Origin of the sequence: Onishia niordana (assembly GCF_004798965.1) — a bacterium.
Taxonomy (GTDB): Bacteria; Pseudomonadota; Gammaproteobacteria; order Pseudomonadales; family Halomonadaceae; genus Onishia; species Onishia niordana.
This window is the reverse complement of the sequence record NZ_SDSD01000001.1, coordinates 299,417-319,421: the sequence shown is the minus strand read 5'-3', so window position 1 is coordinate 319,421 and position 20,005 is coordinate 299,417. Positions and strand designations below refer to the sequence as shown.

Sequence of the window (20,005 nt, the reverse complement as noted above, 5' to 3'; positions counted from 1 at the left end):
GCGTCACAGCGGCCGAGCCAGGCGGAGCGCTTGGCAACCCACCTCGACATCTTCAGGCCAACAGGGAATCCCGTCACCATGTCCATCTCCTCGAATCATGATCTTCCCCCCATCCTACAGGCAAGCCGGCTTTGCAAGCAGGTCAGAAGTGGCGATCGGTCGTTGACCATTCTGAGTGATCTTTCGCTTACGGTGTTCCCTGGAGAAACGGTGGCGATACTCGGCGAGAGCGGTGCCGGCAAGTCGACGCTGCTTGGATTGCTGGCCGGGCTTGATGCGCCGAGCAGCGGAGAGCTCAACCTGTTTGGCGCCTCGCTTGCCGCCCTCGATGAGGATGGACGCGCCCAGTTGCGCTCGGGGCGGGTGGGCTTCGTATTCCAGAACTTCCAGTTACTGCCCACGCTTACCGCGCTTGAGAATGTGCTCTTGCCGCTGGAGCTGGCGCCTGCTTCCGACAATGATGCCCGTGCCCGCGACTGGCTGAGCCGGGTCGGCCTCGGCGAGCGTCTCGACCACTTGCCCAAGCAACTGTCCGGCGGCGAGCAGCAGCGTGTGGCGCTTGCCCGCGCCTTCGTGACCGGTGCCGAGCTGGTGTTCGCCGACGAACCGACTGGCAATCTGGATCCCGCCACCGGTGAGCGCATTATCGGCCGCTTGTTCGCCCTCAATCGCGAGGCCGGCACCACCTTGATTCTGGTGACCCACGACCATGCCGTGGCGCGGCGCTGCGATCGCTGCCTGCGGCTCACCGACGGCCAGCTGGTGGACATGGGCCACGAGGAGGTGAGCGCATGATGGCAAGCGGAGACTCAAGACGTGAACCCCGCCAGAAGCACAATGGCCTGCACTGGCTGGGCCTCGCGGCCCGTGGTCTCAAACGTGACCTGCGGGCCGCCGACGTGCGCGCCCTGTTCGTGGCGCTGGCGCTGGCAGTGGCGGCCTCGACGATGATCGGCTTCTTTCTCGATCGTCTTGAGCGTGGTCTGACGCGTCAGGCCGGGCAGATGCTGGGCGGTGATCTGGTGCTCGAACAGGGTGAACCCTTTTCCAATGAGTTGAAGAGCACCCTGCGCGAAGCCGGCATGACCCTCTCGGATCAGGTCGATCTGGTCTCGATGATCAGTCGTGGCGAGCGTTTCCAGCCGGCCAGCCTGAAGGTGGTCGATAGCGCCTACCCGCTATATGGCGCCTCACAGGTCGATGTGGGCAACGGCGTCGAGCCGCTGGCCCGCGGGCCGGCGCCGGGTGAGGCCTGGGTTGACCCCAGGCTCGAATCGCTGATTGAGCTGGAGCTGGGTGACGACGTGCAGGTCGGGCGCGCCACCCTGACCGTGAGCGGCATCATCGAGCGTGAGGCCGATCAATCCGGCGGCTTCTCGAGCTTTAATCCGCGGCTGATGATGCACGTGGACGACCTATCCGCCACCGGCCTGGTGCAGCCGGGCTCACGGGTCGAGTACGAGATCCTCGCGGCGGGGCCGCCGGAAGCGGTGTCGAGCCTCGATGCGCGCCTCGAGACCCTCAAGCGTGAAGGGGTCGAGGTGCGCGATGTGCGGGTGGATAGGCCTGGACTGGGTAGCGCGCTCGAGCGTGCCGAGAAGTACCTGGCACTGGCCGGCCTCGCTGCCGTGTTGCTGGCCGGTGTCGCGGTGGCGATGGCGACCCGGCGCTATGTGGATCGCCACCTGGATACCGCCGCACTGCTGCGCTGCTTTGGCGCCTCACAGCGACAACTCACTCAGCTATTCGCCCTGCAACTGGGCTGGCTGGCGCTGGCCGCTTCCGTGTGCGGGGCGCTGCTGGGGCTTGCCGGTCAGGCCGGACTCTTGGCCCTGCTCACCGCGTTTCTGCCGCTCGAGTTGCCGCCGCCGGGACCGCTTCCCTTGGCGCTAGGGGTACTGACGGCGCTGGCGGTACTCGTCGGCTTCGCCGGTCCCACGCTATTGCGTCTCAAGCGTGTCAGCGCTCTTAAGGTGCTGCGCCGCGAACTCGACCCGCTGCCGGCTTCGGCCTGGCTGGTGGTCGCCATGGCAAGCCTGGTGTTTGGCGGCCTGATGTGGCTTTACTCGGGTGATCTGGGCTTGTCCGCCGCGTTGCTCGCTGGTGGCCTGGTGATGCTGGTGATTCTGGGCGGCGTCGGTTCAGTGATGCTGAGTGCTGTGCTGCGTCTGGCCGCGCTGCTTCCTCAAGGGTCGCATTCCGCCTCGCCGACACGCGCCTTGCGGCTCGGGGCTCGCCAGCTGGGTCGTCGCCGCCAGGCGAGTCTCGGGCAACTGCTGGCGTTTTCCATCACCTTTGCGGCGATGGCGATGATCGCCCTGGTACGCGGCGATCTGCTCACCGCCTGGCAGGACCAGTTGCCCGAAGATACCCCCAACTACTTCGCCATCAATATTCAGCCCCAGGAGCGTGATGCCTTTGTCGAGACCCTGGCCGGCGCGGTCGATGAACGCTCTTCACTCTACCCCATGGTGCGGGGTCGTATTACCGCGCTCAATGGCCAGCCCCCTCAGGAAGCCGTGCCCGAGAGCGGCCGGGGCGACAACGCCTTGCGGCGTGAGCTCAACCTGACCTGGCGCGACAGCCTGCCAGAGGGCAACCGGCTCGTGGCGGGGGAGTGGTTCGAGCAGGGCGCCGCTGAGTCGGGTGTTGCATCATCGAGTGCCTCTGCATCGGGTGTCGAGTCGTCGGTATCGAAAAGCGAGTCGGCAAGCGACACGGTACCGATCTCGCTCGAGGATGAGCTGGCCGGTCGCCTCGGTCTGTCGCTTGGCGATACCATGAGTTTCACCATCGGCGCCGCCACCGTGACGGGGCGAATTACTAGCCTGCGCGATCTGGACTGGGACAGCTTTCGGCCTAACTTCTACGTGATTTTCCCCCCAGGAGTGCTTGAGCGTTTCGGCCATACCTATATCACTGCCTTCCATCTGGGGGATGACCAGAGCCCGCTGCCCGGCCAGATCGTCGAGAACTTTCCGGCAGTGTCGCTGCTCAATGTCGAGGCGATTCTTGGGCAGGTGCGCGACCTTCTGACCCAGGTCACTCGCTCCGTGGAGCTGGTACTTGGCTTCGTGCTGTTGGCCGGCATCAGCGTGCTCTATGCGGCGCTGATCGCCAGTCGCCCACTGCGCGCCCATGAGAGCGGGTTGTTACGGGTGTTCGGCGCCGGCGACCGGTTGATCTCGCGCGTGCAGGGCGCAGAGTTTGCCATTCTGGGACTGGCGAGCGGGCTGATGGGCGCGCTGTTGGCCGAGCTTGCCGCTGCGGGTATCTATGCCGGTTGGCTGGATCTCGCCCCACGTCTTCACCCCTGGTTGTGGCTAGGGCTGCCGCTGGGCGGTGCCTTGCTGGTCGGGTTGATCGGCCATGGCCTGTCTCGTGACCTGCGCCGACAGACGCCGATGGCAAGTCTCGGCCTGCTCGGCGAGGCCTGAAACAGGACGCCTTGATGGTCACCTCTTACTATCAGCATCGCAGGTTGGAACAAAAGGGCAGCCAAGGGAAACAGGACAAGGCGTGCAAAGGATAGTTAGCCAGACGGCAAGAGGGAAAATGGATGAAGAAAACGGCATGAAAAGCGAGCACCTGCGCTATCAGTTACTGGCAGCTCAGCTTGAGATGGCAAAGAGCGAGAATCGGGCAGTGGTACTGCTGATCAGTGGTCAGACGGCAAGTTATATGCATCCCTTGCTTAACATGCTTAATCACTGGCTGGAGAATCGCCGCACCGAGGTCCATGCGCTGGAGTACAGCAGCGAGGAGGCCAAGCGGCCACTATTGTGGCGTTACTGGCGGCGCATTCCGGCTCGCGGCACCATTGGTGTCTTCGTCCATGGCTGGTATGGCGATGCGCTCTTCGCCCGCGCCGAGCGCCGCATCGGCGCGGGCGCCTTCGATGATCGCCTGGCGATGATCCGTGACTTCGAGGCCGAGCTCGCCGCCGAAAATGTGGCCCTGGTCAAAATCTGGCTGGATATCGACCGCCAGACCCAGGGCCAGCGCCTGGCCGCCATGCAGAAGGATCCGAATCGCGCCTGGCAGCTCGAGCCCAGCGACTGGCAGCGCCATCTTCAGCATCCGCTGATAGCGGCGCTGGGCAAGCCGCTTCGCCAGGCAACCGGCACGGACGATGCTCCTTGGCATTGCATCACCGGAGATGATCCGCAAGACCTGATCCATCAGCTGGCCACGCAATTGCTCGACACCGCGACTCAGCCGTCGGTCGACCCCGAGGCGCCACGGGCGAGCTGTAAGCTGGCACCGGACGCCGGGGATGCGCCGTCGGTTCGTGCCTCTCATCCCGAGAGAGATGCCACCGACAGGCCTGACAAGGCCGAGTACAAACGGCGGCTGGTCGAGCAACAGGCCAGGCTGTCGCGCAATAGTCGCGAAGCGGCAAGGCGCGGGATTCCGGTGGTGCTGGTCTTCGAGGGCCATGATGCCGCGGGCAAGGGGGGCAGCATCCACCGGGTCACCTCGGCACTGGATGCGAGGCGCTATCGGGTGCACAGCATCGCTGCGCCAAGCGATGAGGAACTTTCTCACCCATGGATGTGGCGTTTCTGGCGGCGTCTGCCGATGGATGGGCGCTTTGCGATCTTCGATCGCTCCTGGTATGGGAGGGTACTGGTCGAGCGGGTGGAAGGCCTTGCGGCGCCAGCGCAATGGCGTCGCGCCTACGGCGAGATTCGCCATGTCGAGCAGCGTCTGCTGGAACACGGCGCCGTGCTCGGCAAGTTCTTTCTGTCGATCAGCAAGGATGAACAGCTCAAGCGGTTCCAGGCGCGTGCCAATACGCCCCACAAGCAGCACAAGCTGACCGAAGAGGACTGGCGCAATCGTGCCCGTTGGGATGACTATGAAAAGGCCATCGATGACATGTTTGCCCAGACGCACCGGCCACATGCGCCCTGGTCGCTGATCGCCTGCGATGATAAGCGAAAGGCCCGTCTCGAGGTGATCGAGCGCCTCAACGCGCTGCTGGAGCATCGCCTGGCAAGCGAGCCCTGATCGCGGGGACCGCGAATCGAATGACGATCCCGGTCACGGCGATGGATAGGCCTTGGCTTTAGTGTGACTAAAGCCAAGGTGAGAAATTATCGAGCACGGGATGACCGGCTTTCATGTGAAAGCCGCCCTTGGCTGCGCTATTATGCCCAGATCGTTTCACTCCCACCCTAGCTCGAGGATCAACAACGATGTTCAGCCGTGACATGCAGATTGCCGGATTCGATGATGCCCTGCTTGAGGCGATGCAGAAAGAAACTGCTCGCCAGGAAGCCCATATCGAGCTGATCGCTTCTGAAAACTACGCCAGCCCGCGTGTGATGGAAGCGCAGGGCTCACAGCTGACCAACAAGTACGCGGAAGGCTATCCGGGCAAGCGTTACTATGGTGGCTGTGAGTACGTCGATGTCGTCGAGCAGCTGGCCATCGATTACGCCAAGGAGCTATTCGGGGCGAGCTATGCCAACGTTCAGCCGCACTCCGGTTCCCAGGCCAATGGCGCTGTTTTCCAGGCGCTGGTCAAGCCGGGCGACACCGTGCTGGGCATGAGCCTCGACGCTGGCGGCCACCTGACTCACGGCGCCAAGCCGAACTTCTCCGGCAAGCACTACAACGCAGTGCAGTACGGCATCGACGAAAGCGGCCGCATTGACTACGACCAGGTTGCCGGGCTGGCTCGCCAGCACCAGCCGAAAATGATCATTGCCGGCTTCTCTGCTTACTCGCAGATCATCGACTGGGCCAAGTTCCGCGAGATCGCCGACGAAGTGGGTGCCTACCTGCTGGTCGACATGGCCCACGTGGCCGGTCTGGTCGCCGCTGGTGTCTACCCGAGCCCGCTGCCCCACGCCCATGTGGTCACCACGACCACCCACAAGACCCTGCGCGGTCCGCGTGGTGGCCTGATCCTCTCCAGCGCCGGTGACGAAGCGGTCGAGAAGAAGCTGCAGGCCGCGGTCTTCCCGGGTATCCAGGGTGGTCCGCTGGAGCATGTCATCGCCGCCAAGGCGATCTGCTTCAAGGAAGCCATGGAGCCCGAGTTCAAGGCCTACCAGCAGCAGGTGGTCAAGAACGCTAAGGCCATGGCCAGCGTGTTCATCGAGCGTGGGTTCGATATCGTTTCCGGTGGCACCGAAGATCACCTCTTCCTGCTGTCTCTGGTCAAGCAGGGCGTGACGGGCAAGGACGCGGATGCCGCCTTGGGCCGTGCCCACATCACCGTTAACAAGAACGCTGTGCCGAACGATCCGCAGAGCCCGTTCGTGACCTCTGGTCTGCGCATCGGCTCCCCGGCTGTGACCACCCGTGGCTTCGGCGAAACCGAGTGCGGCGATCTGGCCGGCTGGATCTGCGACATTCTCGACGTGCTGGCCGAGGGCGCTGACACTGCGGCCATCGAAGCCGACGTCAAGTCCAAGGTCGAGACGGTTTGCGCGAACTTCCCGGTTTATCGTGACTAAACCTTAGTGTGATCGCCCCATCAGGGGCGGTACATGAAAACGCCCCGGTCAATGACCGGGGCGTTTTTTTATGTCTGTGTTTCGCCCTGTCTGTGGACCGCTAGCCATACTTTATGGCTGAGGTTCCGGGGATGATGTCGAAAATTCCGACCATGGTCTAAAGGCATTATGTCCGTTGTTAGTTGATGCTATGTCTGACATAGCCAATCAATAAACACTACGTCGGGCAGGTTCGCCATGGGCCAAGCACCCTCCACCACAAGCAGTCGTGCCTCGCGGCCGGATATCGCCGAACAACTGGCCGAGGCCATCTTCGGTGGCGTCTATGCGCCGGGCGACTTTGTGCCCAAGGAACTCGACCTTTGCGCCACCTATGGCGTGAGCCGCAGCACCGTGCGCAGTGCTCTCCAGTCACTGGTAGCCGCTGGCATGATCAAGCGCATTTCCGGGCAGGGCAGTCGCGTTCAGGAATTAGCGCAATGGCATCTGCTCGACCCCCGGGTCAGTGACTGGATGGCACGCTTTGCCCAGCCGAATCCGCGCATTCGTCGAGAAATTTTCGCTTTCCGCGTGTCGGTAGAGCCCTTTGTGGCCCGCCTGGCGGCGGAGCATGCCACGGCTGCCGATCTGAACGAGATCGAGACAGCGTACCTGGGCATGGTCAAGGCGCTGGAGTCGCCTGACCACTGCCATCAGGGCATCAGCCATGATGATCATGACGTGGCCTTTCACGAGGCGATTTTCTCGGCCACCCACAATCTGCTGTGGGCGCAGATCAGTCACGTGCTCAAACCAGCGATCGCGTTGTTGGTCGAGACCTCCAACCACAGCGCCGGTGAGCTGCAGGACAGCATGGAGCGCCATCGCCTGCTGATGGAGGCCATTCGTCTGCGCCGCCCCGAAGAAGCCGAACAGGCAGCTCTGCGCGTGCTCGAACGTACTGGGCTGGATTTGGGGATCAAGAGCATCTTCGACGCTCCGCTTCCACACTTGCGCCTTCCCGGTGCATTGCCGCCCGCCTCATGATCATATGATCGGGCCTTTCGCGGTACCTTTGCGTACCGACAACAACAACTTCACTCTCAATCGATGACGAGGAAACGCACCATGAACAACGTCACGTCTACCCCTTCTTTCGCCCGTAAGTCCTTCGCTCTCAAGGCCCTGACGGCGGCCGTACTCGGTTCTATGGCCTTCGGTGCTCAGGCGGCAGAATACGAGTGGACCTTCCAGACCTCGGAGACCTCCGGCGAGCCGCAGTTTGAGCTCAAGAAGGCCTGGGCCGAGAAGGTCAACACCATGTCCGATGGCCGCATCGAGATCGAAATCCTGCCGGTCAACTCGGTAGTGGGGGCGACTGAAACGCTGCAGGCGGTTAGCGCCAATATCCTCCAAGGCCACATGACCGACCCGAGCTACTTTTCCGGCCAGAACCCGGCCTTCGGCATGATGGGTAATCTGGTGGGGGCCTGGGGTGACCCGGTCGAGTTCCTGGACTACATGAATTACGCCGGCGGTGAGGAGATCTACAATGAGTTGGCCGAGCCTTATGGCGTACACCTGATTGGTGCGGCTGCGACCGGCCTCGAGGCATTGCCTTCCAAGCGTCCGATCCGCAGTGTCGAAGACCTTGAAGGCCTCAAGCTGCGTGCCCCACAGGGTATGGTGTACAACATCTTCGAGAAGGCAGGCGCTACGCCGGTCAATCTGCCGGGTTCCGAGGTCTACACGGCTCTCGAAAAGGGCGTGATCGATGCGGCCGACTACACGGTCTTTGCCACCAACTATGACCAGGGCCTCTACGAATTCGCCCCCTACCCGAACTATCCGGGCTTCCACTCGCTGCCAATGGTCTCGGTCTCGCTCAACAAGGAGATCTGGGATGGCTTGCCGGCTGACTTGAAGGCCATCCTCGAGACCTCCGTCGACAGCATGTCTTACGAGATGGTGGCCATGCTCAAGGCGCGCGATCTCGCGGCGGTGAAGGAAGTGAACCAGGACCCGGATATCGAAATCATCGACATGCCGGCCGAAGAGCGTGCCAAGTTCCGCAATATCGCTAAGGAAGAGTGGGCCGTCTGGGCCGAGAAGAATGAGATCACCCAGAAGTACTATGACTCCGTGGTGACCTATCTGCAGGATCATAATCTGATGTGATTAGCCGGGGCTGGCGCTAGATACCGGCCCCATATCGACAGCATCGCCATCACATGCCCGGCGGTGCTGTCGTCCTTTTTCAGTTGAGAGGAAACGTCATGTCTCGACAATCCCAACGCCATGAGGCGGCCGGCGTGACGCAAGCCGACGAGCTGGTGGCCGCCACTGGGGGGGAGCCCGAGCCCAGTGATCCGACGCGCAGTGTCTTCGATCGCGGCGTGACTTGGTGTGCCCGAGGGGCCGCCTGGCTGGTCTTTATCGCCATGGGGATCAGCGTATTCGAGGTGATCATGCGCTATGGCTTCGGTTCGCCGACCTCCTGGGTGCACGAGAGCGTGGTCATGCTGGTGGCCGTGAGTTTCGCCCTCGGCGGCCCAGCGGCGCTTGCCGGCAATCAGCACATTCGTGTGCGGGTGCTCTATGATTTTGCCGGTCCGCGACTGAAGCTTTGGCTGGATCGCTTTAATGATCTGGTGACGCTGGGGTTCTGTGTGGCGATGAGCTACGCCGCCTTCGTGATGTTCTGGGACGCCTCCCACAACCCCTTTGGTGAATGGTCGCTGGAGCGTTCGGGTACCTCCTGGAACCCGCCGTTTCCGGCGCTGATAAAGGGCGTCATCATGGCCGCCTTGATTGTCATGAGCGTCCAGGCGCTGATTCATAGCGTGCAGTCGTTGCGCGCCAAGCCGACCACACCTGCTGACGGGAGCCGGTAATGGATATCGCTGACGGAACGCTGTTACTGGTCACCGCCATCTTTGCGCTGCTGGTGACGGGCCTGCCACTGGCCTTCATCACCGGCCTGGTAGCGCTCGTTTTTACCTTCGGTTGGTTCGGACCCAACGCTCTGCCGCTGGTCACCAGCCGGGTGTTTGGCTTCGTCACCGAGTACTCCTTGGTGGCGGTGCCCATGTTCGTATTGATGGCCTCGTTGCTCGACCGATCGGGCATTGCCAAGGATCTTTTCAATGCCATGCGCGTCTTTGCCGGTCGTCTGCCCGGCGGTGTTGCCGTGCAGACCATTGTAGTGGCCTTCTTTCTAGCTGCTCTTTCTGGAATCATCGGTGGCGAGATCGTGTTGCTGGGCATCCTGGCACTGCCGCAGATGCTGCGACTGGGCTATGACAAGCACCTGTCGATCGGTGTGGTCTGCGCCGGCGGGGCGCTGGGCACCATGATGCCGCCCTCGATCGTGTTGATCATCTATGGTCTGATCGCCAGCGTCTCGATTGCCGACCTGTTCACCGCCGCCATCACCCCCGCGGTTATCCTGATGGGCTCCTATATCGCCTATGTGTTGGTGCGCTGTATGCGCAATCCGAGTATGGGCCCGCCGATGACCGAGGCCGATCGTGATGAGGGCTTTTCCAATCGTTGGCAGGCCCTCAAGGCCATCATCGTGCCGGGGCTGATCGCCTTCATGGTGCTGGGCTCGATCTACGGAGGTGTGGCCTCGGTGACCGAAGCGGCGGCGATGGGGGTGTTTGGCGTGCTGCTGGCGATCCTGCTGCGTGGCGAGTTTTCCTTCAAGACCCTGCATGGCAGTCTCGGCCAAACCATGACCACCTGCGGCATGATCATCTGGATTGGCATCGGCGCCGCGGCGCTGGTCGGGGTCTATAACCTGATGGGCGGTAACCGCTTCATCTCGCAGATGATTCTTGGCATGGACGTTGAACCCATCGTGATCCTGCTGGTGATGATGGCGATTCTGTTGGTGCTGGGCATGTTCCTCGACTGGATTGGCGTTGCCATGCTTGCCTTGCCGATCTTCGTGCCCATCGTGGTGGAGCTGGGCTATAGCCCGATCTGGTTTGGTATCCTGTTCGCGGTCAACATGCAGGTTTCCTTCCTGTCACCACCCTTCGGGCCGGCCGCCTTCTACCTGAAAGGGGTGGCACCTCCCGAGGTCAGCCTCAAGGACATCTTCGTATCACTGGTGCCGTTCATCGCGATTCAGCTGTGCGTTCTGTTCCTGCTGCTGTTCTTCCCGGAGCTTTCCATGTGGCTGGTCTGATGCAATAGCCTCCAGGCTGTCGTCACATGCGCCCCGATCATGCAAATGGTCGGGGCGTTTTGTTATCAGGGGATCGGCAGGGATCGCTGCTTTTTCTTTAACTTCGCTTACCGTACGGCGTTATTTGAATCGGAATGCCTCTGCAATAGCACGACCTAATGCTGCATTGCCGCCGATACGCCATGGCGTTATATGAAGATAAGAAAGTAGAGGTATGAGGCGAGGGAAATATCTATCTTGAGAGAAGGGTTATGCTGAAAGCGACGTGGCGGAGGGAGAAAGCCATGGTAACGTTGGCGATAAATGAGCACCATATTCAGGTCTCTTTTTAGCTTTCTCCAACACCTTGTATCGTGCCTTTTTGCGATTCGTTTCGTTGGTTGCTGTCAGGGGTGAATGCCTTCTTTAGACAAGAAACTGGCGACGATATCGTCGGGTGATTGACGAATATCCATGCGGGTGGCTTCGTCTTCCTCGGGGATCTCTAGATCGGCGAGCTGGCTTGCGAGCATGTGCTCGCCGGTAAAGAAATGGTTGCCACGAGCGCCCAGGCGCTCAAGCAAAACCTCTCGAGAACCATGGAGATAGAGGATCTTCAGTTCAGGAGCGCCTTGCCGCAGCAAGTCACGGTAGCGGTGCTTGAGTGCCGAGCAGCCGATGACCACATCCTGGCCCTGTTCGCGGTATTCGCGATAAAGATCGGCAAGCGTTAGTAACCAACCTTGGCGGTCGCTATCATTCAGCGGCTCCCCCCTCGCCATCTTGGCGATGCTGGTCTGACTATGGTGATCATCGGCATCGATGAAGTTGGCGTTGATGGTGTCGGCAAGACGGCGTCCGATATGAGATTTACCCGAACCGGAAACGCCCATGACGAGCAGAGCTAGTGGCGACGTTTTCATTCGTATTTCTCGATAAATATGAGGATTAACTCCGACTATAATAGCGAAAATAAGCCCGGAATGGCCAGTAATATTGCGGAAGGATCAGCTGGTAAGTGGCGATATCTTGATGCCCATTAGTGGAGCCGTTTATACGATTTTCATCGCGAACCGGCGTCTGGTTATGTATTGAACTAAAATGGTGCAACCATCAATGAGGTTGCATAAAAACTGCTTTGTGGTGGTGCTTGGGGGCAGCAGCGATTGCCGTGACGCTGCTCACTGAGCCTGGTGCCGCGCGGAATGCAGCAGCCTGGCATGCTGCGTGCTAGTGTTTTCTCTAATCGGCAAGATCATGCCAGCCAGCAGGTATCGCCCATGTCCTCCGACTCGTCCTCTCTTCCTCGCCTGGTCTTCACCGATCTTGACGGCACGTTGCTCGATCACGACAGCTATAGATGGCAGCCAGCCGCTCCCTGGTTAGAGCGCTTGCGCCTTTCCAATGTGATGGTGATTCCTGTGACCAGTAAGACGCGAGCCGAGCTGATGCCGCTGCGTCGTGAGCTGGGTCTTCATGATAGCCCCTTCATCGCCGAGAACGGGGCCGTTATAGGCTTGCCTCCCGCCTGGCAACACGCCCGCCTGGATCGCAACCCCGTTCATGTTGATGGCCTGGCGATCAAGACGCCGGGCATCGACATCAGTTTTCTGCGTACTCGACTTGGCGTGCTTCGCGAACGTCTGGACGTACGTTTTCGTGGCATGTGGGAACTCAGTGTTGAAGAGATCATGTCACTGACCGGCCTGTCAGAACCTCAGGCACGACTGGCTCGGGTGAGAGAAGGCTGTGAACCCTTGGTGTGGGACGACAGTGACATGGCGCTTGCAGGCTTTCGTCACGCATTAGAAGCCGATGGACTATGTCTGCTACGAGGGGGGCGCTTCTGGCATGCCATGGGGCAGCTTAACAAGGGCGACGGAGTGCGCTGGCTGGTCGAGCGTTACCGGTCGCTACGCGGGCGGCTACCCCAGACACTCGGGCTCGGCGATGGCCCCAATGATGTGCCCCTGCTTGAGGCCGTGGATCGTGCCGTGCTGATCCCGGGACAGCATGGCCAGGTCGTGAGCCTTGGCAACGCATATCAGTATCACTCGCAGCATCCTGGGCCCAGGGGCTGGGCCGAAGGGCTCGATCATTGGTGGGGAAGTGAGCTCCCCACGCCACCCGCCATGGCGCTGAAAAACAAGGATAATGATGAGGAGAGTCTTGGATGAGTGATTTTTACCAGAACGGCATCATCACCAATTTTCACAACCTGATGCAGCGACCGGTGGAGGCCATTGAAGCCGATCTGGTCGACTTTTCTCGGCGACGGCCGATGGGCCTGATTCTGCCTTCTCTCTTCTCTGAGCTCGAAGGGCCGGCGCTCAGCCATATCGTTGATGAATTGGCCAAGGTGCCCTATCTCTCGGAGATAGTGATCGGTCTGGATCGGGCCGACCGGGAGCAGTTCCTGTATGCCCGGGAGTTTTTCTCGCGACTGCCTCAGCACCATCGCATCCTGTGGAACGATGGCCCGCGGCTCAAGGCACTGGATGCAGAGTTGGCCGAGAAGGGTATATCGCCTCAGGAACCCGGAAAAGGGCGCAACGTATGGTTCTGCGGGGGCTATGTCCAGGCCTCACGACGCACCGAAGCGATTGCTCTGCATGATTGCGACATCGTCACCTATGACCGAGGCCTGCTGGCGCGGCTTATCTACCCGGTGGCCCATCCCCAGTTCAACTACGAGTTCTGCAAGGGGTACTATTCGCGTATTGCCGAGGGCAAACTCAATGGCCGAGTAGCGCGGTTGATGGTTACGCCCTTGATCCGGGCGCTCAAGAAAATCTATGGCCCGCTGCCTTATCTGGACTATCTGGACAGCTATCGTTATCCACTGTCTGGGGAGTTTTCCATGCGCACCGACGTACTCAACGGCATTCGTATCCCCAGCGATTGGGGGTTGGAGATCGGTGTGCTGTCAGAAGTTCACCGCAACTACTCCACCAAGCAGCTGTGCCAGGTCGATATCGCCGATGTTTACGACCACAAGCATCAGGCAGTCTCCGCTGAAGATGCCACTACCGGGCTCAATCGCATGAGCCTGGACATCGCCAAGGCGCTATACCGCAAGTTGGCGACCCTGGGTATCGAGATTCACGCCGAGACGTTTCGCACCATCAAGGCGACCTACTACCGAATCGCCTTGGATCTGATCGAAGCCTACGACAATGATGCCACCATGAATGGCCTGAAGCTCGACCGGCACAGCGAGGAGCAGGCGGTGGAGCTTTTTGCCTCCAATATCATGGAGGCAGGGACGGCCTTCCTCGACAATCCCCGTGACAAGCCCTTTATCCCCAGCTGGAATCGGGCGCAGGCAGCGATTCCGGACCTTCTCGAGCGCATGCACACGGCCGTGGAGCTGGACAACCAGGGTAAGGTGTGACCTTTGCTTTCTTAGGTGGGTAATGGCCTACGCATGATGCCTCACTTGAGCATCGTCATAGGCCTGTTCTATGTCGACACTTACCTTCGAATACTCTCTTCCCGCTCGGCCGCTTGATGCAGGTCAAGTGGCGTATTCTATTGCCTGATGACACCGCTACTGACACCTATGCTGACGAAATAGCCGGCCGGTCGGCCCTAAGCACAATGAATCGATGCTGTGGCAGTCCTTCTTGGTTATTCAAATAAAATATAACGTTAGAATAATTTTTGCAGTATGCTGAGGCGATACGCGTTATCCATCCTCTTTCGTTTCAGGAGACTCCCGTGATGGCACGTCCGATCGTCACCTCATTTCTCGACGAGCCTACCAATACCTTCAGCTATGTTGTTCAGGATCCGGGCAGTCATGCCTGTGCGATCCTCGATTCGGTGCTGGACTTCGATTACGCCGCTGGACGCACGGACGTCAGGAGTGCCGAGGAGATTATCGCCTTCATTCGAAAGCACGACCTGCAGGTCGACTGGATTCTAGAGACCCATGTTCATGCCGATCACCTCTCGGCGGCCCCTTACCTGCGCGAAAAGCTAGGCGGCCAGACGGGCATCGGTGCCCGTATCACCGAGGTTCAGGAGATCTTCGCTGAGGCCTTCAACGCCGGTAACGATTTTGCCCGGGATGGCAGTCAGTTTGACCACCTCTTCGAAGAGGGGGACACCTTTGCCATCGGTGGCCTTGAGGTGCGAGTGCTGCACACACCGGGGCATACGCCTGCTTGTCTGACCTACCTGATCGGTGATGCCGCCTTCGTAGGCGATACCCTTTTTATGCCTGATTACGGTACCGCCCGCTGCGATTTTCCCGGCGGCGATGCCGCCACCCTGTTTCGTTCTATCCAGAAGGTGTTAGCCCTGCCTGAAGACACACGGTTGTTCCTTTGTCACGACTACCTGAGTCCGGATCGCGAAACCTATCATCACGAAACGTCAGTAGCCGAGCAGCGCGCCGACAATATTCATGTTCATGAGGGCGTGAGCGAGGAGGACTTCGTCAAGCTGCGCACCGAACGCGATGCCACCTTGGGTATGCCGCGCCTGATCCTGCCGTCAGTACAGGTCAATATGCGCGCCGGCGAGATGCCGCCGGCCGAGCAGAATGGCCAGGTTTACCTCAAGGTGCCGCTCAATCTGTTCTGATGCGGTTGATCAACGGTCTGCTGGGCACCTCGCTCGTGCAACCGCGTGCGTGGCCGCCAAGCGCAACGGCGTTGAGCACCGAAACGGCGTAATGGCTCAGGTAAAGCGGTGACGGGAACCACGGAGGATACGATGTTGGATTGGAGTTCGAGTCTGTATGGCCTGGCCGGCGGTGTGATGATCGGCCTCTCGGCCGTGTGGCTGATGGCTACCCTTGGACGCATCGCGGGCATCAGCGGGATTCTGTCGGCCCTGGTTCTGGAGAGACCTGAAGGCGACACCGCCTGGCGCCTGACCTTCCTGTTGGGGCTGATCAGCGGTCCTCTGGTGTTGATGGTGCTGGGCGGAAGCCTTGGCAACGTTGCCGGTGAGCCGGGGGCCGTGATCGGTGCCCCCATCGCCGGGGCCGGTCTGATGCTTATCGCCGGGCTGCTGGTCGGGTTGGGGACGGGTATCGGCAGCGGTTGCACCAGCGGCCATGGCGTCTGCGGCTTGTCGCGGCTCTCGCCACGTTCAATGGCGGCGACCCTGACCTTCCTAAGTGCCGGTGTCGTGACGGTCTATATGATGCGTCATCTGTGGGGAGGTGGGGCATGAAGGCTGCGTTTTTGAAGCCCGTTGCGGGCTACTTCGCCGGTCTGCTGTTTGGCCTGGGGCTGGCAGTTGGCGGTATGACCGATCCTGCCCGCGTGATCGGCTTTCTCGACGTTGCCGGGGCCTGGGACCCGACGCTGATGTTCGTGCTTGGCGGGGCCGTGGTCACCACCTTCATCGGGTATCGGCTGGTGTTTCACCGCGCCGCGCCGCTCCTGGCGGGTGCCTTTCAGTTGCCGACGCGCCGTGATCTTGATGCCCGATTGCTCGGCGGGGCGGCCCTGTTCGGCATCGGATGGGGGCTCTCCGGCTACTGCCCGGGTCCTGCAGTGGCATCGCTTTCGGGCGCAAGCCTGCCGCTTGTGGCGATGTTAGTGGCGATGGCCACCGGCTGGTGGTTGGCCCGGCGCCTCGCAAGCCGAGCCAGCGATCAGCGCTGAGGCGTCTCGGAGCGCGACTCAGGCCGGGCCCGGCTGCACCAGCCACAGGCTGCGGTAGGGGCGCAGCACGTCGCGCTCCTCAGGCATCCAGGGAGCACCGTCGGCGAGCACATCGAGCCATTGTCCCTGTTCCAGCTCGGGTATGTTCAGGGGTTGGCGCTGGTCGCTGATGTTGTAGATCGCCAGCAAGCGCCGGCCGTCCGGCAGCGGGCCGCGTTCGATCGCGAAGACGCCTGGTGGTGTTTCGAGTACCCGCTGTGGCGCTTCGGGGTGGAAGCAGGGCTCGGCAGCGCGCAGCTTGAGGCGCTGCTTCAGGGAGCCAAACGCTTCCCGGGTCGGCGTACTGCGGCTATCGATCAGTTCGTTAAGTTCGCAAAGCTGCCAGCGCCGACGGTTGATGGTCCGAAGCTGGCCCTTGCGCTCGACGCCCTCGTGGTCGTTGAGGGTCGCGGTCAACGAATGCAGGTAGATACCCGGAATGCCCTGCAGGGCCAGCAGCAGGTTCTGGCTCATCAGGAACCGCTCGACTTGCCAGGCATCGGCGCCACGCCGGGTGCCTTTCATGGCGTCGAAGTAGGTGATATTGATCTCGTAGGGCGAGTCCTTGCCGTCTGAATCGGTCTTCATGCTGACGAAGCCGCCGAAGCGGTGCATGAGATCCAGCATGACGTCGATTTCATGCTGCGGCAGCAAGCCTTCCAGGGCGCGCACCCCGATGCCATCGTGGCTGGCCGTAAAGTTGAAATAGCTGCAGCCAGAGGGCAGCGCCGGCAGGCTTTGCGCCCACTGCGTCAGTGCGGTGGCATCACCGCTGGTCAGGGTGTGCACCAACAGGGGCGGCAGGGTGAACTGATAGATCAGGTGCGCTTCGTCCGGGGGCGTACCTTCCTGCGCCGCACGCTCGAGCCCCAGGTAACTCATGTTTTCGCGATGCGGCACGTTGGTCTCGGTGATCAGGCGCGTGCCTGGCGCAACGAAGTCGACAACCGCTCTCAGCAACCGCACGATGGCATGCGTCTGGGGAAGGTGGATGCAGGAGGTGCCGACCTCTTTCCATAGATAGGCGATGGCATCCAGGCGAATGGTGCGAGCGCCTTGCTGCAGGTAGAAAAGCAGGATGGCAACGAACTCAATCAGGACATCTGGATTGTCGAAGTTGAGATCTATCTGATCTTCCGAGAAGGTGGCCCACAGGTGGCGGGTGCCACGGCGGGTGCTGATGGGCACCAGCAGCGGCGAGCTGCGCGGCCGGGTGACCTGAGATAAGTCGGTCTCCGGGTCCATCTCGATGAAATAGTCGCGACCGGGTTGGCTGTCGGTCAGGTAGTCGACGAACCACAGCGAGTCCCTCGACACGTGGTTGATCACCAGATCGACCATCAGGTCACGATGCTCGGATAATGAGCGGATGTGCGACCAGTCGCCCAGCGCCGGATTGACCTCCCGGTAGTGCACCACCGAAAAGCCATCGTCGCTGCTCCAGGGAAAGAAGGGCAGCACATGCACCCCACTGAAGGTGTCTTCCATACGCTCATCGAGAAAGTGCTGCAGCACCTCAAGCGGCGCACGATCACCATCGAGCAGACTATCACCGTAGGTGATCAGCCACTGATCGCCTTCGCTCCATAATGGGCGTGGCGTGGCATCGATGGCACCACGCTGGTGCGATATCAGGGTGACTAGCCGGCGCAGGATGGCCTCGCTGCGCGGGCCATAGACCTCCTCCAGCCGGGCCCGGGCGACGTTGACGAAGCCGGTTTCGTCCAGCTGTCGTGGGAGGGTAGGGGGCAGGGGTGAACTCATGATCAACTCCTTGAGGGGCCAGGTCGCGAGCCTGGCAGGCCATCGGACGCATCCTTGTCATTATGCAGGGGGCGTGCCAAGGGTGAAGGTGGCTGGGCGCCTTGCGGCCAAATCGTTACAATAGAGGAATAGTTGTTGTGTCGAACAGGCCGGAACCCAGCCGATGCATTGTCCTTTCTGCGGTACCCATGACACCAAGGTCACCGATTCGCGGTTGGTCGTCGAGGGCGATCAGGTGCGTCGCCGACGTCAATGTGCGGCCTGCGGTGAGCGTTTCACGACCTACGAGACGGCCGAGCTTGTCATGCCGCGCGTCGTCAAGGCCGATGGTTCGCGGGAGACGTTCGATGAAGCCAAGCTGCGCGCCGGCATGCTCAGAGCGCTGGAAAAACGCCCGGTCAGCATCGAGTCGATCGAAGCCGCCGTCGAACGTATTCGTCAGCGGCTGCGTGCCCGAGGCGAGCGCGAAATTGAGGCCATCGAGGTCGGCCAGGAGGTGATGGATGCCTTGAAGCGCCTCGATCAGATTGCCTACATCCGCTTTGCGTCGGTCTATCGCCGCTTTCAGGATATCGACGAGTTTCGTGCCGAAATTGATCGCCTGGCCCAGGAGCCGAGCTTCCCCCCTCAGGACGATCACTGACTTGGACACTTCCCCGATACAGGATACCCATGTCTACTGCGACGCCTGAAGCCTTTATGGCCCGTGCCCTGACGCTGGCACGCCGCGGCCTTTACACCACCGACCCGAACCCGCGGGTTGGCTGTGTGCTGGTCAGGCGTGGACGCATTGTCGGTGAGGGCTATCATGCTCGGGCCGGTGAGCCCCATGCCGAGGTACATGCGCTGGCTGATGCCGGCGATGCCGCTCAAGGTGCCACCGCCTATGTGACGCTCGAGCCCTGTGCGCATCATGGCCGCACTGGCCCCTGTGCCGAGGCCTTGATCAAGGCCGGGGTGAAAAAGGTCGTGGCCGCGATGCAGGACCCTCATGAAGCGGTTGCCGGGCAGGGCTTTGCCATGCTGCGCGAGGCCGGTATCGAGGTGGAATGCGGGCTGCTCGAGGAAGAGGCGAAGGCGTTGAATCCGGGCTTTCTCTCGCGCATGACACGGGGGCGGCCGTTTGTACGCATGAAGATGGCGATGAGCCTTGATGGGCGAACGGCAATGCAATCCGGCGAGTCGCAATGGATCACAGGCCCACGCGCGCGGACTGAGGTGCAGCGTTTGCGTGCTCGCTCCAGTGCCGTAATCAGCGGCGTCGATTCGATCATTTTCGATAACTCTCGGCTCACGGTGCGGGCCTCCCAGCTCGATCTGGAGGACGGTGAGGCCATCGCTCGCCGCCAGCCACTGCGGGTGATCGTCGATTCCCAGTTACGTCTTCCTCTGGCGGCGGCCTGCCTGAGTGAGCCTGGACGCACCCTGGTGGCGACATGCAGTCGAGATGGCGAGCGTCGGGCGCGTCTCGAGGCGGCGGGCGCCGAGGTGCTACATCTGCCATCGACCGACGAGGGTCGCGTCGATCTGGCCGCGTTGCTTGGCCACCTGGCACGCGAGGAACAGGCCAACGAAGTGTTGCTCGAAACCGGCGCGACCCTTGCCGGGGGCATGCTGGATGCCGAGCTTGTCGACGAGATGCAGCTGTTCGTGGCGCCGACCCTGCTCGGTGGCGAGGCGCGTCCGCTATTCGCCTTGCCCGGGCTCGAGCGCATGGTGCAACAGCGGCCGCTGGAGATACTCGATATGCGTGCCGTTGGGCGGGACTGGCGAATCACTGCCCGTCCATTGCGTCAGTCGCCCTGAGGTCGGCTTGCGGCGGCCCAATGCTGGCGCCGCACGGCTTGCCAAGGTACCCTGAGCGCCGATCTTATTCTGGCACCATTTATCGGCAGCCCTCAGGCGGCAGCTTTTCAATGGCGCCCCGCTAGTCGGCGCCTCCCGTTGACGCCAGT

General features: G+C 61.2%; 17 protein-coding genes. 15 read left to right on the top strand and 2 right to left on the bottom strand.

The window, feature by feature from the left end; genetic code table 11:
* Positions 1-78 precede the first annotated feature (78 nt).
* From ETC27_RS01370 to ETC27_RS01335, 8 genes are all read left to right on the top strand, one after another.
* On the top strand, positions 79-795 hold the full coding sequence (locus ETC27_RS01370; RefSeq protein WP_136253193.1) for an ABC transporter ATP-binding protein: 717 nt from the start codon (positions 79-81) through the stop codon (positions 793-795).
* On the top strand, positions 792-3,437 hold the full coding sequence (locus tag ETC27_RS01365; RefSeq protein WP_240724751.1) for an ABC transporter permease: 2,646 nt from the start codon (positions 792-794) through the stop codon (positions 3,435-3,437). Before ETC27_RS01370 ends, ETC27_RS01365 begins: the two co-directional genes overlap by 4 nt.
* Positions 3,438-3,555: 118 nt before the next feature.
* Positions 3,556-5,013: a polyphosphate:AMP phosphotransferase gene (locus ETC27_RS01360; RefSeq protein WP_168709004.1), complete on the top strand. Its 1,458-nt coding sequence runs from the start codon at positions 3,556-3,558 to the stop codon at positions 5,011-5,013.
* Positions 5,014-5,201: 188 nt separating this feature from the next.
* Positions 5,202-6,470 (top strand): serine hydroxymethyltransferase, encoded by a 1,269-nt coding sequence (gene glyA, locus ETC27_RS01355; RefSeq protein WP_136253191.1) that lies wholly within the window; start codon positions 5,202-5,204, stop codon positions 6,468-6,470.
* A gap of 237 nt (positions 6,471-6,707) precedes the next feature.
* Complete coding sequence (locus tag ETC27_RS01350; RefSeq protein WP_136253190.1) at positions 6,708-7,496, top strand: FadR/GntR family transcriptional regulator; 789 nt, start codon at positions 6,708-6,710, stop codon at positions 7,494-7,496.
* Positions 7,497-7,577: 81 nt separating this feature from the next.
* Positions 7,578-8,627 (top strand): TRAP transporter substrate-binding protein, encoded by a 1,050-nt coding sequence (locus ETC27_RS01345; RefSeq protein WP_136253189.1) that lies wholly within the window; start codon positions 7,578-7,580, stop codon positions 8,625-8,627.
* A gap of 98 nt (positions 8,628-8,725) precedes the next feature.
* Positions 8,726-9,343 carry a TRAP transporter small permease subunit gene (locus ETC27_RS01340; protein WP_136253188.1) on the top strand — a complete coding sequence of 206 codons (618 nt, stop codon included), beginning with the start codon at positions 8,726-8,728 and terminating at the stop codon, positions 9,341-9,343.
* A complete protein-coding gene (locus ETC27_RS01335) occupies positions 9,343-10,644 on the top strand; it encodes a TRAP transporter large permease (protein WP_136253187.1) in 1,302 nt (433 codons plus the stop codon). Before ETC27_RS01340 ends, ETC27_RS01335 begins: the two co-directional genes overlap by 1 nt.
* A 386-nt stretch (positions 10,645-11,030) precedes the next feature.
* On the opposite strand, the gene ETC27_RS01330 is transcribed toward ETC27_RS01335, so the two are convergent.
* Positions 11,031-11,546 carry a gluconokinase gene (locus tag ETC27_RS01330; protein WP_136253186.1) on the bottom strand — a complete coding sequence of 172 codons (516 nt, stop codon included), beginning with the start codon at positions 11,544-11,546 and terminating at the stop codon, positions 11,031-11,033.
* Between the two features lie 357 nt (positions 11,547-11,903).
* Between ETC27_RS01330 and ETC27_RS01325 the strand changes: the two genes are divergently transcribed.
* The 5 genes from ETC27_RS01325 (at position 11,904) to ETC27_RS01305 (ending at position 16,247) form a co-directional block, all read left to right on the top strand.
* Positions 11,904-12,800, top strand: a complete 897-nt coding sequence (locus ETC27_RS01325) for an HAD-IIB family hydrolase (RefSeq protein ID WP_136253185.1) — start codon at positions 11,904-11,906, stop codon at positions 12,798-12,800.
* On the top strand, positions 12,797-14,017 hold the full coding sequence (locus ETC27_RS01320; RefSeq protein WP_136253184.1) for a glycosyltransferase family protein: 1,221 nt from the start codon (positions 12,797-12,799) through the stop codon (positions 14,015-14,017). Before ETC27_RS01325 ends, ETC27_RS01320 begins: the two co-directional genes overlap by 4 nt.
* Before the next feature lie 329 nt (positions 14,018-14,346).
* Positions 14,347-15,213 carry an MBL fold metallo-hydrolase gene (locus ETC27_RS01315; protein WP_136253183.1) on the top strand — a complete coding sequence of 289 codons (867 nt, stop codon included), beginning with the start codon at positions 14,347-14,349 and terminating at the stop codon, positions 15,211-15,213.
* A gap of 135 nt (positions 15,214-15,348) precedes the next feature.
* Positions 15,349-15,810: a YeeE/YedE family protein gene (locus ETC27_RS01310; RefSeq protein ID WP_136253709.1), complete on the top strand. Its 462-nt coding sequence runs from the start codon at positions 15,349-15,351 to the stop codon at positions 15,808-15,810.
* Positions 15,807-16,247, top strand: coding sequence for a DUF6691 family protein (locus ETC27_RS01305; protein ID WP_136253182.1), 441 nt, complete (start codon positions 15,807-15,809; stop codon positions 16,245-16,247). Before ETC27_RS01310 ends, ETC27_RS01305 begins: the two co-directional genes overlap by 4 nt.
* An 18-nt stretch (positions 16,248-16,265) precedes the next feature.
* On the opposite strand, the gene ETC27_RS01300 is transcribed toward ETC27_RS01305, so the two are convergent.
* Complete coding sequence (locus tag ETC27_RS01300) at positions 16,266-18,050, bottom strand: sugar phosphorylase (protein ID WP_136253181.1); 1,785 nt, start codon at positions 18,048-18,050, stop codon at positions 16,266-16,268.
* A gap of 163 nt (positions 18,051-18,213) precedes the next feature.
* Between ETC27_RS01300 and nrdR the strand changes: the two genes are divergently transcribed.
* Both nrdR and ribD read left to right on the top strand, forming a co-directional pair.
* Positions 18,214-18,693 (top strand): transcriptional regulator NrdR, encoded by a 480-nt coding sequence (gene nrdR / locus ETC27_RS01295; RefSeq protein WP_136253180.1) that lies wholly within the window; start codon positions 18,214-18,216, stop codon positions 18,691-18,693.
* 29 nt (positions 18,694-18,722) lie between these two features.
* Positions 18,723-19,856 (top strand): bifunctional diaminohydroxyphosphoribosylaminopyrimidine deaminase/5-amino-6-(5-phosphoribosylamino)uracil reductase RibD, encoded by a 1,134-nt coding sequence (ribD, locus tag ETC27_RS01290; RefSeq protein ID WP_136253179.1) that lies wholly within the window; start codon positions 18,723-18,725, stop codon positions 19,854-19,856.
* The last annotated feature ends 149 nt before the right edge of the window (positions 19,857-20,005 follow it).

Bases quoted from the DNA above. Each gene is read 5' to 3' on its own strand.
- ETC27_RS01370 (WP_136253193.1), top strand. From the start codon at position 79: ATGTCCATCTCCTCGAATCATGATCTTCCCCCCATCCTACAGGCAAGC.
- ETC27_RS01365 (WP_240724751.1), top strand. From the start codon at position 792: ATGATGGCAAGCGGAGACTCAAGACGTGAACCCCGCCAGAAGCACAAT.
- ETC27_RS01360 (WP_168709004.1), top strand. From the start codon at position 3,556: ATGGATGAAGAAAACGGCATGAAAAGCGAGCACCTGCGCTATCAGTTA.
- glyA (WP_136253191.1), top strand. From the start codon at position 5,202: ATGTTCAGCCGTGACATGCAGATTGCCGGATTCGATGATGCCCTGCTT.
- ETC27_RS01350 (WP_136253190.1), top strand. From the start codon at position 6,708: ATGGGCCAAGCACCCTCCACCACAAGCAGTCGTGCCTCGCGGCCGGAT.
- ETC27_RS01345 (WP_136253189.1), top strand. From the start codon at position 7,578: ATGAACAACGTCACGTCTACCCCTTCTTTCGCCCGTAAGTCCTTCGCT.
- ETC27_RS01340 (WP_136253188.1), top strand. From the start codon at position 8,726: ATGTCTCGACAATCCCAACGCCATGAGGCGGCCGGCGTGACGCAAGCC.
- ETC27_RS01335 (WP_136253187.1), top strand. From the start codon at position 9,343: ATGGATATCGCTGACGGAACGCTGTTACTGGTCACCGCCATCTTTGCG.
- ETC27_RS01330 (WP_136253186.1), bottom strand. From the start codon at position 11,546: ATGAAAACGTCGCCACTAGCTCTGCTCGTCATGGGCGTTTCCGGTTCG.
- ETC27_RS01325 (WP_136253185.1), top strand. From the start codon at position 11,904: ATGTCCTCCGACTCGTCCTCTCTTCCTCGCCTGGTCTTCACCGATCTT.
- ETC27_RS01320 (WP_136253184.1), top strand. From the start codon at position 12,797: ATGAGTGATTTTTACCAGAACGGCATCATCACCAATTTTCACAACCTG.
- ETC27_RS01315 (WP_136253183.1), top strand. From the start codon at position 14,347: ATGGCACGTCCGATCGTCACCTCATTTCTCGACGAGCCTACCAATACC.
- ETC27_RS01305 (WP_136253182.1), top strand. From the start codon at position 15,807: ATGAAGGCTGCGTTTTTGAAGCCCGTTGCGGGCTACTTCGCCGGTCTG.
- ETC27_RS01300 (WP_136253181.1), bottom strand. From the start codon at position 18,050: ATGAGTTCACCCCTGCCCCCTACCCTCCCACGACAGCTGGACGAAACC.
- nrdR (WP_136253180.1), top strand. From the start codon at position 18,214: ATGCATTGTCCTTTCTGCGGTACCCATGACACCAAGGTCACCGATTCG.
- ribD (WP_136253179.1), top strand. From the start codon at position 18,723: ATGTCTACTGCGACGCCTGAAGCCTTTATGGCCCGTGCCCTGACGCTG.